The organism is Pseudomonas sp. GW821-FHT09E12, assembly GCF_059416085.1.
The window spans coordinates 62,438-77,711 of record NZ_JBWKOM010000013.1; the positions used below are offsets into that span (position 1 = coordinate 62,438).

14 protein-coding genes are annotated in these 15,274 nt (G+C 63.6%); 4 read left to right on the forward strand and 10 right to left on the reverse strand.

The genetic code is table 11. From position 1 onward, the window contains the following. The first annotated feature begins 291 nt into the window (after positions 1–291). On the forward strand, positions 292–942 hold the full coding sequence (locus tag AC07PQ_RS29515; protein ID WP_007924324.1) for a hypothetical protein: 651 nt from the start codon (positions 292–294) through the stop codon (positions 940–942). A gap of 124 nt (positions 943–1,066) precedes the next feature. Here AC07PQ_RS29515 and AC07PQ_RS29520 read toward each other — a convergent pair whose 3' ends face one another. The 6 genes from AC07PQ_RS29520 to AC07PQ_RS29545 all read right to left on the reverse strand — a co-directional run bounded on the left by AC07PQ_RS29520 (position 1,067) and on the right by AC07PQ_RS29545 (position 8,737). Further along, positions 1,067–2,635, reverse strand: a complete 1,569-nt coding sequence (locus AC07PQ_RS29520; protein ID WP_493186690.1) for a SulP family inorganic anion transporter — start codon at positions 2,633–2,635, stop codon at positions 1,067–1,069. A gap of 90 nt (positions 2,636–2,725) precedes the next feature. After that, positions 2,726–3,460, reverse strand: coding sequence for a carbonic anhydrase (locus AC07PQ_RS29525; protein WP_007924326.1), 735 nt, complete (start codon positions 3,458–3,460; stop codon positions 2,726–2,728). Between the two features lie 243 nt (positions 3,461–3,703). Then, entirely contained in the window at positions 3,704–4,762 is a 1,059-nt protein-coding gene (locus AC07PQ_RS29530) for a PA0069 family radical SAM protein (RefSeq protein ID WP_053263239.1), read from the reverse strand. A 106-nt stretch (positions 4,763–4,868) separates the two neighbouring features. Then, the gene (locus AC07PQ_RS29535; RefSeq protein ID WP_493186691.1) at positions 4,869–6,194 is read right to left on the reverse strand and encodes a c-type cytochrome; all 1,326 of its coding nucleotides are present in this window, start codon (positions 6,192–6,194) and stop codon (positions 4,869–4,871) included. Between the two features lie 12 nt (positions 6,195–6,206). Continuing rightward, positions 6,207–7,991 carry a GMC family oxidoreductase gene (locus tag AC07PQ_RS29540; RefSeq protein ID WP_150053044.1) on the reverse strand — a complete coding sequence of 595 codons (1,785 nt, stop codon included), beginning with the start codon at positions 7,989–7,991 and terminating at the stop codon, positions 6,207–6,209. 2 nt (positions 7,992–7,993) lie between these two features. Next, a complete protein-coding gene (locus tag AC07PQ_RS29545; RefSeq protein ID WP_009041509.1) occupies positions 7,994–8,737 on the reverse strand; it encodes a gluconate 2-dehydrogenase subunit 3 family protein in 744 nt (247 codons plus the stop codon). Positions 8,738–9,034: 297 nt separating this feature from the next. Between AC07PQ_RS29545 and AC07PQ_RS29550 the strand changes: the two genes are divergently transcribed. Further along, the gene (locus AC07PQ_RS29550) at positions 9,035–9,691 is read left to right on the forward strand and encodes a phosphatase domain-containing protein (RefSeq protein WP_007924331.1); all 657 of its coding nucleotides are present in this window, start codon (positions 9,035–9,037) and stop codon (positions 9,689–9,691) included. Between the two features lie 135 nt (positions 9,692–9,826). Here AC07PQ_RS29550 and AC07PQ_RS29555 read toward each other — a convergent pair whose 3' ends face one another. Then, on the reverse strand, positions 9,827–10,114 hold the full coding sequence (locus AC07PQ_RS29555) for a YheV family putative zinc ribbon protein (protein ID WP_007926162.1): 288 nt from the start codon (positions 10,112–10,114) through the stop codon (positions 9,827–9,829). Next, positions 10,111–12,162 (reverse strand): oligopeptidase A, encoded by a 2,052-nt coding sequence (prlC, locus tag AC07PQ_RS29560; protein WP_493186692.1) that lies wholly within the window; start codon positions 12,160–12,162, stop codon positions 10,111–10,113. The genes AC07PQ_RS29555 and prlC overlap by 4 nt, the downstream gene beginning before the upstream one ends. Positions 12,163–12,264: 102 nt before the next feature. On the opposite strand from prlC, the gene AC07PQ_RS29565 reads away from it, so the two are divergent. Then, positions 12,265–12,810, forward strand: a complete 546-nt coding sequence (locus tag AC07PQ_RS29565) for a gamma carbonic anhydrase family protein (RefSeq protein WP_037034753.1) — start codon at positions 12,265–12,267, stop codon at positions 12,808–12,810. A 27-nt stretch (positions 12,811–12,837) separates the two neighbouring features. Continuing rightward, complete coding sequence (locus tag AC07PQ_RS29570) at positions 12,838–13,488, forward strand: HAD family hydrolase (RefSeq protein WP_150053049.1); 651 nt, start codon at positions 12,838–12,840, stop codon at positions 13,486–13,488. A gap of 65 nt (positions 13,489–13,553) precedes the next feature. On the opposite strand, the gene AC07PQ_RS29575 is transcribed toward AC07PQ_RS29570, so the two are convergent. Both AC07PQ_RS29575 and AC07PQ_RS29580 read right to left on the reverse strand, forming a co-directional pair. Then, the gene (locus AC07PQ_RS29575; RefSeq protein ID WP_087092823.1) at positions 13,554–14,012 is read right to left on the reverse strand and encodes an REP-associated tyrosine transposase; all 459 of its coding nucleotides are present in this window, start codon (positions 14,010–14,012) and stop codon (positions 13,554–13,556) included. A gap of 169 nt (positions 14,013–14,181) precedes the next feature. Continuing rightward, positions 14,182–15,261: an aminopeptidase gene (locus AC07PQ_RS29580; protein ID WP_493186693.1), complete on the reverse strand. Its 1,080-nt coding sequence runs from the start codon at positions 15,259–15,261 to the stop codon at positions 14,182–14,184. Between the last annotated feature and the right edge of the window lie 13 nt (positions 15,262–15,274).

A 15,274-nucleotide genomic window follows, 5' to 3' on the forward strand; every position in this document is an offset into this window, starting at 1 on the left:
AACCGCCGAGCCTTCGCTGCGCATGCAGTCGGGCGTCATCAGCTAACTTCATTCAGACCCGAGTATAGACAGCGACTTCGACCTCGCAACGCGGTGCCGTAAATCCACTGAAACAGTTTGCCGCTGCCTTATAGGCCACGGTTGGAAAGGGATAGGGGGTGAATGATGGCGAAGCGATATAACCCAGACGACTAACCATGAAATAATTATGAAAAATACGTCTTAAGCGATTTCGTGAGCAGGCTAACTTATGTCTTCCCTAATTAATTGCCCTTGTTTCCTGGAGTATTCATGAACACCGCCGCATTGCGCGAGCAGATCCAACGAGCCCATCAACATGAGTCCGGCACCGGGCAATTGCGCCGCCAGCTGGAAACCCAATTGCCACACCTGCACCCCGCCATCCAGCTCCCTGAAGTGGACGCCCAGGGGGTGATGACCCGTTTTGTCGCCGCTTATATCGATCAGGTTCCCGACCTGCTGGACGCCGCCAACGAAGTCGCGCGCGAAGCCGGTATCGAGTCGCAGATCAAGCCGGTGCTGAAGATCGCCGAGCAGTTCTTCCTCCAGCCGCCCGCCATCATGGCCGGTCACGAAGGCCTGGACAGTCTGCTGGACGAAGCCTATCTGGCCCATCGCCTGGTGGAAGAGGTCAACGACCTGTACATCACCCATTTCGGCCAGCCGCTGATTCCCCTGGACACCACGGTGGCCAACCTGATCGCCCACCAGTTGATCGGCGAAACCTTCGCCAACCAGCTGGACGAAGCGGTGCACCATGCGGTCGACGCGATGCTCGACGAAGAGAGCTTCGCCCTGGAGTCGGTCGAGGCCTACCGGGAAAAGCTCAACAGCCCCGACACCGACGCCGCCTGGAAACGCTGGCCGTGCCTGTCGCGCCAACTGGGCGTGGAGCTGGAACTCGACCAGCCGGCTGCCTGAGGATTGCAGGTGGCGGCCCTGTAGCCGCTGCCGCAGGCTGCGATCGACCGGCAAGGTCGCAGCGATATCACCGACGCTGAAGGTCCTTCGGACCTTATCGCAGCCTTCGGCAGCGGCTACAGACTTACGCCCGGCTCAGGCCTTTGGCCCCCAGCTTCGAGGCCGGGCTCACGCCCACATTGGTGTGCAAGCGCCCCTCCAGCCGGCGCTTCAACCCGCGCGACTCGATTACCAGCTTCGAGCCCTTGGCCGCATTGGCCCGTCCCCACTCCTCGAGCAGCTCCAGGCAGGCATGGTCGATATAGCCCAGGTTATTGAGCGGCACATGCACCGTGGTGCCCGGCGGGATGCTGCCCAGCGCCTGGGTCAGGGCCGGCACCTTGAGGAAGGTCGCGGCGCCCACCAGGCGCAGTTCCATTTCGCCTTCGGCGGGCAGGTCCACCAGGCTGATCTTCAGCCGCGAAGCGCCCCAGGCCAGCTTCACCAGGGTCAGGCCGAAACCGATCAGCACACCGGTCAGCAGGTCGCTGAAGACAATCGCCAGCGCGGTCACGCCGTAGATCAGCATCGGCATCGGCCCATAACGACCCAGCTTGCGGAACGACTTGAGGTCCACCAGCTTGAATCCGGTGTACACCAGCACACCCGCCAGGCTGGCCACCGGAATGCTTTGCAGCACGCTGGACAGCAACAGCACGAACGCCAGCAGCCATAAGCCGTGGAAGATCGCCGACAACCGCGTGGTTGCGCCCGCCTGGACGTTGGCCGAGCTGCGCACGATCACCCCGGTCATCGGCAGGGCGCCGAGCAACCCGCAGAGCATGTTGCCGATCCCTTGCGCCGACAGTTCACGGTCGAAATCCGAGCGCGTACCGCTGTGCATGCGATCCACCGCGGCGGCGGACAGCAGGGTTTCGGCGCTGGCGATAAAGGCCACGGCAAAGGCCGCGATCAGCAGTGTCGGGTCCGCCAGGTTGAGCAGGTCGGCCGGACGCAGCCAGTCGATCGCCTCGGCAAGGTTTGCCGGCACCTCGACCCGCTTGACCTGCAGCGCCAGGGCCAGGCTGGCAAAGGTCGCCAGGCCGACGCCCAACAGGGCGCCGGGGATGAAGCGCAGCGAATGCGGGCGCAGTTTTTCCCACAGGAACATCACCGCCATGGTCGACAGGCCGAGCAGCCCGGCCTGCCAGCCAAAGCCACCGCCCAGGCTGGGCAAGGCCTGGGCCATCGCCTCGGGGAAGCCCGCGAGGTTATCCAGGCCGGACGCCTGGGGCTGGGCGTCGAGCATCACGTGCACCTGGGAGAGCACGATCAACACCCCGATCCCGGCAAGCATGCCGTAGACCACCGCTGGCGCCGTGACCCGAAACCAGCAACCCAGGCGCAGGCGCCCGGCCACCAGTTGCAGGAAACCCGCCAGCAGCAGGATCGGCCCGAGCATGGCGATACCGTGCTGGCGTACCAGCTCGAACACCAGGACCGCCAGCCCCGCGGCCGGACCGCTGACCTGCAAGGGCGAGCCGGCCAGCCAGCCCACCACCAGGCCACCGATGATCCCGGTGATCAACCCCTTGGCCGGCGGCATGCCGGAAGCGATGGCGATACCCATGCACAAGGGCAGGGCCACCAGAAACACCACCACGGAAGCGAGCAGCTCCCGTGGCAAAACAGCTTTCAATTGTGCTGCACGCATGACGATTCTCCCGAAGCTTTCTTCAGGCGTGGCAAAGCCTGACCGCGCAGACGGCAGTCATGGCTGAACCCCACTGGGATTTAGGAGGATTTAGAAGCGCGCTTTAGGCGTCGCAACCGGGATCGGATGGCGTCCGTCCAACGGCAGGAAACACCCTTGATCCGCGTCGTAGGCTTTGATTTCGCTGGTTTCGATGTTGTACACCCAGCCATGGATGAACAACTGGCCGTTGGCCATGCGCGAAGCCACCGAAGGGTGGGTGCGCAAATGCTGCAACTGGGCGATGACGTTCTCTTCGGTCAGCACATGCATGCTGGCGTTCTCATCGGCACAGTCGCAGTTCTCCTGGACCATGGTCTTGGCCACTTCGGCGTGGCGCAGCCAGGCTTTGACCGTCGGCATCTTTTCCAGGCTCTGCGGGTTGAGCACCGCGCGCATGGCACCGCAGTCGGAATGGCCGCAAACGATGATGTGGTGCACACCCAGGGCCATGACCGCGTATTCGATGGCCGTGGACACACCGCCGTTCATCTGCCCGTAAGGCGGTACCACATTACCGACGTTGCGGGTCACGAACAGGTCGCCCGGGGCGCTCTGGGTAATCAGTTCGGGGACGATGCGCGAATCCGCGCAGGCAATGAACATCGCCCGCGGCCGCTGGGCCGTGGCGAGTTTCTTGAACAGTTCTTCCTGCTGTGGGAAGACCTCGTGATGAAAATGCAAAAAGCCGTCAACGATTATCTGCAGCGCTGCATCGGCGCTTTCGGCGACCTCCGGGGACGCTGAAGCCGACGCAGCCAACGGCTGTTTATCCTTGTCACTCATGATTCATCCTCTTTTGACGGATTAGGTGAATTTTCCAGTTTTATCCGGCACGACGCCAGCGATTGATTAAAAAACAACCAGCCCGCTGACAGCGACCCATCGGTCACTTGGTGAACAAGGTAGCCTTCCAAACTTAACTCAAACTGAACCGGCCGCTCTAAAACGCCACTATTGGCGATGCAAAAGATGACCAGCGTATAGACGACGGTGCACCGGCTCTACTCCACCATAGGCCAATACGTCCTAGAGCAACGACATCTGCCCACCCGGCGGACAGAACGCCGTGCAATCGAGGTTGTAGCCTTCGCGCCGATCGAGCCCCAGGCGTTTGCTGGCCTTGGCGAAACGCTGCGCCAGCAGGGCCGCGAAGGGGCCTTCGCCGCGCATCCGTGCACCAAAACGGCTGTCGTACAGCTCGCCGCCGCGACACTGGCGGATCAGGCTCAGGACATGGGCCGCCCGCTGCGGATAGTGGGCGTTGAGCCATTCCTCGAACAGCGGTGCCACTTCCAGGGGCAGGCGCAGCATCATGTAGGCGGCGCTTTGCGCGCCCGCGGCATGGGCCTCGGCGAGCAGGCTTTCCAGCTCGCTGTCGTTGATCATCGGAATCATCGGCGAACACAACACGCCCACGGGAATTCCCGCCTCGCGCATCACCCGGATCGCCCGCAACCGCGCCTTGGGCGCCGCCGCCCGGGGTTCGAGGATGCGCTTGAGCTCGTCGTCCAGGGTGGTCAGGCTGATCATCACCGCCACCAGCCGCTGCTCGGCCAGTTCGACCAACAGGTCGAGGTCGCGCAGGATCAACGAGCCCTTGGTGACGATGGTCACCGGGTGCCGGTAGCGCAGCAGCACCTCCAGGGTACGCCGAGTCAGCTGGTGTTCGCGTTCGATGGGCTGGTAGGGGTCGGTGTTGGAACCCAGGTTGATCGGCGCGCATTTATAACCGGGCTTGGACAGCTGCTGTTCGAGCATCGCCGCGGCATTGGTCTTGGCGATCAGCTTGGTCTCGAAGTCCAGCCCCGGCGACAGGTCCCAATAGGCGTGGCTGGGCCGCGCATAACAGTAGATGCAGCCGTGCTCGCAACCGCGATAGGGGTTGATGGAGCGGTCGAAAGGCAGGTCCGGCGAGCTGTTGCGGGTGATGATGGATTTCGCCGTCTCAAGGCGCACCTCGGTGCCCTGGGTCAGCGGGGCTTCCTGGTACCAGCCGTCGTCGAAGGCCACCGAGCGCTGGGGCGCAAAACGGTTGTGCGGGTTGGTCGCGGTGCCACGGCCGCGTGGGGGCAGGGGGCTGGACATGGGGAGGCACTCCATTACTGTATCTATATACAGTAATGGAGGTTTGAGCTGTTGCAAAGCGCCGTCGGGCGGAGCACGCCGTTGGCGCTGATTGCATAGCGGTCGATCAGCCACCGCTGTGCGCGGTCACCTGCCCCAGGTCATCGTTCGAGGTGCTTTGCAGGTCGCCCTTGCGCAGTCCCGCCACATCCGCGGCCTTCACCTCGGAACCCTGGTTGCCCCAACTGGTGCGGATGAAGTTGACCACATCGGCCACCTCCTGGTCCGACAGGCGCCAGGCGAAGGCCGGCATGGTGAAGGTCGATGGCGCGGTATGGGTCGCCGGCAAGGTACCGCCCTTGAGCACGATGTGGATCAACGACGTGGCATCGGCGCTTTGCAGCACCGGGTTGCCCGCCAGCGCCGGGAACACCCGGGTATAGCCATGGCCGTCGGTACGGTGGCACGCCGCGCAGTTGTCGATGTACACCGCCGCCCCCGGCTTGCTGTCGTCACCTTTCCACAACGCCTCGGCCACCGCCTTGTCGTACTGGTGCGGCTGGTCGTTGGCGTCCACCGCCGGCAGCGACTTGAGGTAACGGGCGATGGCCGTCAGGTCGTCCGCGGACATGTACTGCATGCTGTGCACCACCACATCGCTCATGCCGCCGAACACCGCGCCGCGGTCGCTGCGACCGGTCTTGAGGAACTGCACCAACTGCTCTTCGCTCCAGCTGCCGAGACCGTCCTTGTGGTCACCGCGCAGGCTCTTGGCAATCCAGCCTTCCAGCGGCGCGCTGCCAGCCAGGAAGTGGCTGCCTTCGCTGGCGCTCAGGGCTTTCTCCTGCATGGTCAGGGCGCGCGGCGTGTGACAGGCGCCACAATGGCCGAGGCCTTCCACCAGGTAAGCACCGCGGCTGACCACCGGGTCTTGCGCAGCCTGCGCCAGGCCGCTGCCTTGCGCGCTCGCTACGCTCGGCGCGAACATCCAGCGCCAGCCGGCCAGCGGCCAGCGCATGCTCAGCGGCCAGGGGATGTCACTGTCGCGGTTCTCCTGGACCACCGGCGCCACGCCTTGCATGAAGTAGGCATACAGCGCCTGCATGTCGGCGTCGCTGACCCGCGCATAGGACGGGTAGGGCATGGCCGGGTACAGGCTGCTGCCGCTCTTGGCCACGCCATGGCGCACGGCCTTGTCGAAGTCGTCGAAGCTGTACTCGCCGATGCCGGTCTTGTCCGGGGTGATGTTGGTGGAGTAGATCGTGCCGATCGGGGTTTCCATCGGCAGGCCGCCGGCGAACGGCTTGCCGTCCTTGGCGGTATGGCAGGCCACGCAGTCACCGGCACGGGCCAGGTATTCGCCCTGTTTGATCAAGGCTTGCCGATCGGTTTCGGCGGCGCAGAGGGAAGCGCTGCCGAGCAGCGCCAGGGTCGCGATAACGAGGGTTTTCATGGTCATCGCTCCTTATGCCTGGACCAGCGGGCCGGGGTTTTTCAGGTACTGCTCGCGGATCGCGCGGGCCGACCAGTAGGTCAACGCGGCCACCAGGCCGGTCGGGTTGTAGCCCAGGCCCTGGGGGAAGGCCGAAGCGCCCGGGACGAACACGTTGTGCACGTCCCAGCTCTGCAGGTAACGGTTCAAGGCACTGGTTTTCGGATCGGTGCCCATGATCGCGCCACCGTTGAGGTGGGTGGTCTGGTAGGACGCGGTGTTGAAGTGCTCGCCGACCTTCTTGCCCAGCACCGCGATGGCCTTGGGGTTCATCGCCTCGGCGATCTTGCCCATCTTCTCGACCATGAAGCGGTTCATCTTGATGTCGTTTTCCTGCCAGTCGAAGGTCATGCGCAGCAGCGGCAGGCCGTAGGCATCGCGGTACACCGGGTCGAGATCGAGGTAGTTGCCACGATAGGACTGGTGGGCACCGTGGGCGTCCATCGACACCTGGTGGGTGTAGTAGTCGGCGGTGGCCTTCTTCCAGGCGCTGCCCCAGGCCGGAGTGCCCGGCGGGTTGGAGGTGCCGGCGATCGGCCGGCTGCCGGCCTGGTTGACCCAGAACGGCGAACCGCCGACGAAGCCGTGGGGGCCGTGGTCGAAGTTGTCGGCGTTGAAGTCGTCCACCGCCACGCCATTGCCGCCGGCGCCGATGAAGTTGTTGGTGTGCACGTCCTTGTCGAAGTAGGCCTTGATGGTGGCCATGTTCTGGTAGGCGAAGTTCTTGCCCACCACGCCTTCACCGGTGATCGGATCGTAGGGCTTGCCGATGCCGGACAACAGCATCAGGCGCACGTTATGGAACTGGAAGGCACCGAGGATCACCAGGTCCGCCGGCTGCTCGATCTCCCGGCCCTGGCCGTCGATGTAGGTAACGCCGGTGGCACGGGTCTTGGTGCTGTCGAGGTTGACCTTGAGCACGTGGGAGTTGGGGCGCAACTCGAAATTCGGCAGCGGCTTGAGGGCCGGCAGGATGTTCACGTTCGGCGAAGCCTTGGAGTACATGTAGCAGACGTAGCCGCTGCAGAACCCGCAGAAGTTGCACGGCCCCATTTGCGCGCCATAGGGGTTGGTGTACGGCCCCGAGGTGTTGGCCGACGGCAGGTTGTAGGGCTTGTAGCCGACTTCGCCGGCAGCTTTCTGGAACAGCTGGGCGGAGTAGGTGTTCTTCTGCGACTCCAGCGGGAAGTGCTCCGAACGGTCCGGCGCGTAAGGGTTGCCGCCCTTGCCTTCACCGACCAGCTGGCCTTTCACTGTCCAGGCCTGGCCCGAGGTGCCGAAGACTTTTTCCGCGTAGTCGAAGAACGGCTCCAGCTCTTCGTAGGTGACGCCGAAGTCCTGGATGGTCATGTCCTTGGGGATGAAGTTCTTGCCGTAGCGTTCTTCATAGTGGCTGCGCATACGCAGCTCGATCGGGTCGGCGCGAAAATGCACGCCGGACCAGTGCAGGCCGGCACCGCCGACGCCGTTGCCCGGCAGGAACGCGCCCAACTGGCGGTTCGGCAGGGCCACGTCGTTGACGCTGTGGCGAATGGTCACCGTCTCCCGGGAGATGTCCTGGAAGAGCTTCTTGCGCACGCTGTAGGTGAGTTCGTCGATCACCTGCGGGTAGTTGCCGTCCGGGTAGGTGTCCTGCATCGGCCCGCGCTCCAGCGCCAGCACGTTGAGCCCGGCCTCGGTCAGCTCCTTGGCCATGATCGCGCCGGTCCAGCCAAACCCGACGATCACCGCGTCGACCTTCTTCATTACCGTTGCCATGCTCAAGCCCTCTCGCCGCGAATCGACACTGCCGGGAAAGGGTATTGCTCGTTGCGTTCCACCCAGTCCATGAAATCGGCGCGCGCGCCGGGGAAGCCAATCAAGGTCCAGCCGACCATGCCTTTATTGCCGCCGTGGATCGGGTCGCAGAAGAACCCTTCCTTGGTGTTTTGCAGCAAAAGGTTGAAGAAAATCTTCGGCGGAACGCTGTCGAATGGGGGCTTTCCCGCTTCGAGCTGCTTGAGCAAATCGTCTCGGGTAGCGCTGTCTTGCGCGGCAAATGTTTTACCGTTGAAGGCTTTCGACCATGCATCCGTCGCGGCAATGCCCAGGCGATAGATCTCCTTGGGTACCAGCTTGCTCTGCCAGCCCATCTCCGGCGCGGCGTCGGCGTTGAACGGGCCTTGCATGTACCACAGGGCACCCGCGGCGTAGGGGGTGTTCATCTGCCGGTCGATGTATTCCGGCACACCGGCTTCCAGGGCGCCCGGGCCTTGTTCGTCGGCCGGGATCAGGCGCTCTACCGCGGCCTGGACAAAGGCCCACTCTTCGGCGGTGAAATAGGTCGGCTGGTAAGCCTCGGTGCTGACCGGGGTTCGGGCCGGCTCCACTGGCTTGGGCGCTTCGGGGGCGGCCATCAGCATCGAGCTGCCAAGACCGGTACTGGCGACCGTGACCACCGGGATCAAGGTCAGGGATTTGCGCAGAAACTCACGCCGCGGGTTGTCTTGATCGTGATCAGACATGGGGGGTGCACCTCACACTAGGCATTCACGGGTTGGGCAGCCGCGTCATGGCGTGGCTTGTCGTTCTGGCGGCGATTGGGAGCGCCGGGGAAACACAGTTCAGCAAACTTTGGTTACAAATGGTAGCAGGCTAAGCATTCGAATAAATCGTTTGCGCGGGAAAAAAGTCGCGATTGCCGAGAAAAAACCTCTATCGCAGCGGCTTCACGTTTCTTTGACGAGCGCCTCACAGGGCGTTGACCGGCCCGGATGGAAGCTAGGCTCCATCCATTCCCATTTCCGGTCACGGCCTTGCGCATGCACAACTTTCGTAGCCTTCCCGCCCTCTGCCTGTCCCTGCTGACGCTGCTTGCCTGGCCCCAGGCCCAGGCCGCCGAAACCGGCGCGACCCGCCCGGCCCAGTGGGCCCAGCCGGTGGAAACCCACTACAACCTGTACCAGATGTCACCGACGCTCTACCGCAGCGCCTTGCCGGACGGCGGCGCCGTGCCTTTGCTGGAAAAGCTCAAGGTGGGCACGGTAATCAACTTTCTGCCGGAGTCCGACGCCAGCTGGCTGCAGGCCCCGGCAATCAAGCAGGTGCAATTGCCTTACCGGACCAATCACGTGGATGACGCCGATGTGCTGGCGGCCTTGCGCGCGATCCAGAACGCCGAAAGCGAGGGCCCGGTGCTGATGCACTGCAAGCACGGCTCGGACCGCACCGGGCTGATGTCGGCGATGTATCGGGTGGTGATTCAGGGCTGGAGCAAGGAGGAGGCGCTGAATGAAATGACCGGAGGCGGGTTTGGCGACAGTTCCCACTTCAAGGACGGCATTCGCTACATGATGCAGGCCGATGTCGACAAATTGCGCACTGCCCTGGCCAATGGCGATTGCAGCACCAGCGTGTTCGCCACCTGTTCGGTGAAAAGCTGGTTCGAGACGGTGAGCGCCAGCAAGCCGGCGAATTGACCGGCTGCGTGGGGCTGCAGAATTGAGCTTCGACCGCCTCCCGGTAGGAGCCAAGCTTGCTGGCGATCAAAGCACCGCGGTGTCTCTGATACACCGCTATCGCGCGCAAGCTGCGCTCCTATAGGGGATTTGCAGTTACTTGGGCTCGTCGGTCTTTTTCTTCAACTTGGGGTTGGGAAAAAACTGCACCGACTGGACCTTGGCGTCCGGCGCCTTGAGGGCCGTGGTGTTGACCCGCGTGCCCAGTTCCTTGGGCACCGACAGCCCCTGTTCATTCAGGGTGTCGGAATAACCGCAGGCCACGCACTCGCGATGGGGAACGTCGTCTTCGCTCCACATCATCAACTTGTCCTGCTCGCTGCACGCCGGGCAGACCGCCCCGGCGATAAAGCGTTTTTTCGTCTTCACTGGCCCCTCGCTCATGCCGCTGCGTCCTCGGTGAGGCCGCTGTGGCGCAAGAGTGCGTCAATCGACGGTGCGCGTCCGCGGAAGTCGACGAACAGCACCATCGGCTCCTGGGAACCGCCACGGGCCAGGATCGCCTCGCGGAACGCGCGACCGGTCTCGGCATTCAGCACGCCTTCTTCCTCGAACTTCGAGAAGGCATCGGCCGACAGCACTTCGGCCCACTTGTAGCTGTAGTAACCCGCCGCGTAACCGCCGGCGAAGATGTGCGCGAAGCTGTTGGGGAAACGGTTGTAGGCCGGCGGACGCATCACCGAGACCTCGTCGCGCACGCCTTCGAGCACCTGCAGCACGCTACGGCCGTCGCCATGGGTGGCATGCAGTTCGAAGTCGAACAGCGAGAATTCCAGCTGGCGCACCATCATCAGGCCGGACTGGAAGTTCTTCGCCGCGAGCATTTTTTCCAGCAGGTCCTGGGGCAGCGGCTCGCCGGTTTCATAGTGACCGGAGATCAGCGCCAGGCCTTCCGGCTCCCAGCACCAGTTCTCCATGAACTGGCTCGGCAGCTCCACCGCGTCCCAGGCCACGCCGTTGATGCCGGAAACGCCGGCATGTTCGACGCGGGTCAGCAGGTGGTGCAGGCCGTGACCAAATTCGTGGAACAGGGTGGTGACTTCATCGTGGGTCAGCAGGGCAGGCTTGCCGCTGTCGGCCGGGGCGAAGTTGCACACCAGGTTGGCCACCGGGCTTTGCAGTACACCATCAATGGTGCGGCGACGGTCGCGGGCGCCGTCCATCCAGGCACCGCCACGCTTGTTGGCGCGGGCATACAGGTCGAAGAAGAAGCGGCCCACGTGCTGGCCGTTTTCCTTGATCTCGAACAGGCGCACGTCCGGGTGCCAGCTGTCGAAGCCTTTCAGTTCGGCGATCTCGATGCCGTACAGGCGCTGGACGATGGCGAACAGGCCGCCGAGCACCTTGTCGATCGGGAAGTAGGCGCGCAGGGTTTCCTGGGCCACGCTGTAGCGCTGCTCGCGCAGCTTCTCGCCGTAGAAACCGCTGTCCCAGCTTTGCAGGTCCGCGCAGCCTTGCTCGGCGGCGTAGGCCTTGAGCTGTTGCAGGTCCTGGGCGGCGAACGGCTTGCTGCGCTTGGCCAGGTCCCGCAGGAAGCTCAGCACCTGGTCGCTGGACTCGGCCATCTTGGTGGCCAGGCTCAGCTCGGCGAAGTTGGCGTAGCCCAGCAGCTGGGCCAGTTCCTGGCGCAGGTCGAGGATTTCCTGCATGACCGGGCCGTTGTCATTCTGGCCGGCGTTCGGGCCCTGGTCCGAGGCGCGGGTGCAGTAGGCAGCGTAGACTTCTTCGCGCAGCGCGCGGTCTTCGGCGTAGGTCATTACCGCGTAGTAGCTGGGGAATTCCAGGGTGATCAGCCAGCCTTGCAGGTCCTTGGCCTGGGCCGCGGCAGCCATCTGCGCCTTGGCCGAGGCGGTCAAGCCGGCCAGGGCCGCTTCGTCGGTGACGTGCTTGGTCCAGGCCTGGGTGGCGTCGAGCAGCTGGTTGGAGAAGCGGCTGCCCAGCTCGGAAAGCTTGCTCTGCACTTCGGCGTAGCGCTTCTGCTGCTCTGGCGGCAGGTCGATACCCGACAGGCGGAAGTCACGCAGGGAGTGTTCCAGGATAGTTTTCTGCGCCATGTCGAAACCGGCGGCTTGCGGGCTGCTCGCCAGGGCTTCGAAGGCCTGGAACAGCTCGCGGTTCTGCCCCAGCTCGGTGGAATAGGCGCTCAGGGCCGGCAGGCAGGACTCGTAGGCCTCGCGCAATTCGGCGCTGTTGCACACGGCATTGAGGTGGCTGACCGGACTCCAGGCCGCGCCCAGGCGGTCGTTGAGTTCGTCCATGGCCAGAACCAGGCCGGCCCAGGTCGGTTGCGCGCCCTGGTTCTTGAGGATTTCAGCGATGGCGGCGCGGTTGTCAGCCAGGATCTGTTCGATGGCCGGCTGTACGTGCTCGGCGCGGATCGCCGAAAACGGCGGCAGGTCGTAGGGCTGCAGAAGAGGGTTGTTCACACTCACGGTTGGCACCTTGGCTGGAAGAAACATTGGGCCATCTTAATTACAATCGACGCCCACCGCAGCTATCGACCCCATTAATAAATGTCAGAGCAGGTATCCAACTTGGCCATTCGCAGCTATCAGCACCACACGCCCATCCTTGGCCCGCGGGCCTTCGTCGACCGCTCGGCGGTGGTGATCGGCGACGTCGAAATCGGCGCCGACAGCTCGGTCTGGCCACTGACGGTGATCCGCGGCGATATGCATCGCATCCGCATCGGCGCCCGCACCAGCGTGCAGGACGGCAGCGTGCTGCACATCACCCACGCTGGCCCCTTCAACCCGGACGGCTTCCCGCTGCTGATCGGCGACGACGTGACCATCGCCCACAAGGTGATGCTGCACGGTTGCAGCGTCGGCAGCCGGGTGCTGATCGGCATGGGCAGCATCGTCATGGACGGCGCGGTGGTGGAAGACGATGTGATCGTCGGCGCCGGCAGCCTGGTGCCGCCGGGAAAACGCCTGGAAAGCGGCTTCCTCTATGTGGGCAGCCCGGTGAAACAGGCCCGCCCGCTGACCGACAAGGAACGCGCCTTCTTCACCTACAGCGCCGCCAACTACGTGAAGCTCAAGGACCTGCACCTGGCCGAAGGCTACGACCAGGCTTGAGCCCCGACCCACTGCCCAGGAATTCCCATGCATTACCAAACCGTTCTGTTCGACCTCGATGGCACCCTGACCGACCCGCGCGAAGGCATCACCCGCTCGATCCAGTTCGCCCTCGGCAAGCTGGGCATCGACGAACCCGACCTGAGCAAGCTGGAACACTTCATCGGTCCGCCGCTGCTGCAGGCGTTCATGCAGTTCTACGGCTTCGACGAAGCCAGGGCCTGGGAGGCGGTGAATTTCTACCGTGAGCGTTTCAAGGTTACCGGCCTGTATGAGAACCGTGTGTTCGACGGCGTCACGCCCCTGCTGGAAACCCTCAGTGGGCAGGGCCGCCAGCTGTACATCGCGACGTCCAAGCCATGGGTGTTCGCCCGCGAGATCGCCCGGCACTTCGACTTCGCCCGGCACTTCAAGGTGATCTACGGCAGCGAACTGGACGGCACCCGCACCGACAAGGTCGAGCTGATCCGCCACCTGGTCAGCGAGGAAGGCCTGGACCCGAGCGATACCCTGATGATCGGCGACCGCAAACACGACCTGATCGGCGCCCGCCGTAACGGGCTGGATGCGGCGGCGGTGGGTTATGGCTTCGGCAGCCACGAAGAACTGAGCGCCGAGGCCCCGGCCTACCACTTCCAGACCCTGGATGAGCTGCATCAGGCATTCCTGCAGCGCTGAGCCACCGGCCATCGCGGGCTTCTCCTCCCACAGGAGCGAGGCTTGCCCGCGAAGAGGCCAGAACGTCAAACCCAGATCGCATCCCAAAGCGAATAATCGCCCACCCTCCTCACCAACCCCGCGCGTAACGGGTTGGCCACGATATACCGCGCCACGGCCTGCAGATCCTCCGTCTTGCGAATGCCCCGATCATGGTAGCCACGTTGCCACACCGCCCCTTTGCGTTGTCGCTGGCGGTTCACCGATACGCAAATGCGCGAGCGGGTCCTGCCCATTAACACGGGCAACGTCGTGTCACGCAGCTCGACCAACCAGTGAAAATGATCGGGCATGACGACAAAGGCCAGTGAGCAGACGAACTGCTCCCGTTCGGCCTGCTTGAACGCAGCCACGACCAGGCGGCCCGAGTGGAAGTCGCTGAATAGCGGTTCCCGGTTTTGCGTGACGGAGGTGAGGACATAGATTTGACCAGGCTGCGAGTAACGTCCGCTGCGCAGGCGGTGAGCGTGATATTTGCGGGGCATGGGCGATCCTCCTTGATCGTGCTTTCAAGGCTAGATCGAAGAAGGAGGGGACGGTGGTTGGCTGTTGTTCGGGATGTGTCTGGCGAGACGCCTTCGCGGGCAAGCCTCGCTCCTACGCCGATATGCAGAGTTTGGTGTAGGAGCGAGGCTTGCCCGCGAAGGCTTGCTTTCAGGCGCCGCCCATCAAGGCTTGCAACGCCGCCTTGCGCTTTTCAGCCGGCAGCGCGCCGAGCTTCTCCACGGCCTGGTAAAAGGCCGGCCAATCCCCGTTCACCTGCTTGAACAACGCGGCAAACGCCGGCACCCACTGGTCGTACAGGCCAAAAGGCAGCAGCCTGGCATTGTTCAGCGGGATATTGATCCAGAAGTCGTAGCGCGAGTCGCCATGCCATTGGCTGTCCTTCAGCTGCCGGTAATCCCGGCGCAGCTGTTCGAATTCGGCGGCCTTGCGCTGGCGCATCTGCTCGGTTGGCAGTGGCAGGGCATACAGGCGTTCCAGGCGCTGGCGGGTATCGAGGATCAGCTGGATGAACTGGTCCTTCTGCTTCACCAGGGCATCGCTGGCCGGCGCCAGGCCGCGGGCCGCGCGCCATTGCCGGGTGCCTTCCTGCTCGACGAAGGTGGCGAAGGATTCGTTGAACTCGGTGTCGTCCTTCACATAAAAGCGCTGATGGGCCAGCTCGTGGAAGATCAGGGTCGCCAGGCGCTCGTCGCCCCAATGCAGCATCGAACTGAGGATCGGGTCATTGAACCAGCCCAGGGTCGAGTAGGCCTCCACCCCACCGATGGCCACATCCATGCCCTGCTGTTTCTGCAAGGCCGCCTCGCCCCGGGCCGCGCCCTGGCTGTAGTAGCCGCGATAGGCCACGCAGCCGGCAATCGGGAAGCAGTGGGTCTTGGGGCTCAGGGAAAACTCGGGGGTGCTGAACACATTCCACACCACGTAGGGCCGGCCGATGTCGGCGTAGAGGCGATAGCTCTGGTTGTCCGGCAGGTGCAGGTGCTGGCTGGCAAAAAGCCGGGCTTTCTGCGACTGGGCCAGATGGGCACGCAATAACGGGTCGCGAGCCGGGTCGGCGATGACCTGCTCGACCGGCGTGCGGGCCTGCAACAGCTGCCATTGGCCACTGGCCAGCTGGCCGTAGTAACCCACGCTGGAACAACCGTTGAGCGACAAAAGCAGCAAGCCCGGAAACAAAAAGCGCAAAAGATGATCAAGTAACCCATGGCTTGAACGCGGCCTAATCAAATCGAATCATCCT

Coding starts and splice junctions, on each gene's coding strand:
- AC07PQ_RS29545 (WP_009041509.1), bottom strand. CDS start 8,737: ATGTCTGATCACGATCAAGACAACCCGCGGCGTGAGTTTCTGCGCAAA.
- AC07PQ_RS29555 (WP_007926162.1), bottom strand. CDS start 10,114: ATGAGCGAGGGGCCAGTGAAGACGAAAAAACGCTTTATCGCCGGGGCG.
- AC07PQ_RS29540 (WP_150053044.1), bottom strand. CDS start 7,991: ATGGCAACGGTAATGAAGAAGGTCGACGCGGTGATCGTCGGGTTTGGC.
- AC07PQ_RS29520 (WP_493186690.1), bottom strand. CDS start 2,635: ATGCGTGCAGCACAATTGAAAGCTGTTTTGCCACGGGAGCTGCTCGCT.
- AC07PQ_RS29515 (WP_007924324.1), top strand. CDS start 292: ATGAACACCGCCGCATTGCGCGAGCAGATCCAACGAGCCCATCAACAT.
- AC07PQ_RS29570 (WP_150053049.1), top strand. CDS start 12,838: ATGCATTACCAAACCGTTCTGTTCGACCTCGATGGCACCCTGACCGAC.
- AC07PQ_RS29530 (WP_053263239.1), bottom strand. CDS start 4,762: ATGTCCAGCCCCCTGCCCCCACGCGGCCGTGGCACCGCGACCAACCCG.
- AC07PQ_RS29525 (WP_007924326.1), bottom strand. CDS start 3,460: ATGAGTGACAAGGATAAACAGCCGTTGGCTGCGTCGGCTTCAGCGTCC.
- AC07PQ_RS29550 (WP_007924331.1), top strand. CDS start 9,035: ATGCACAACTTTCGTAGCCTTCCCGCCCTCTGCCTGTCCCTGCTGACG.
- AC07PQ_RS29575 (WP_087092823.1), bottom strand. CDS start 14,012: ATGCCCCGCAAATATCACGCTCACCGCCTGCGCAGCGGACGTTACTCG.
- AC07PQ_RS29535 (WP_493186691.1), bottom strand. CDS start 6,194: ATGAAAACCCTCGTTATCGCGACCCTGGCGCTGCTCGGCAGCGCTTCC.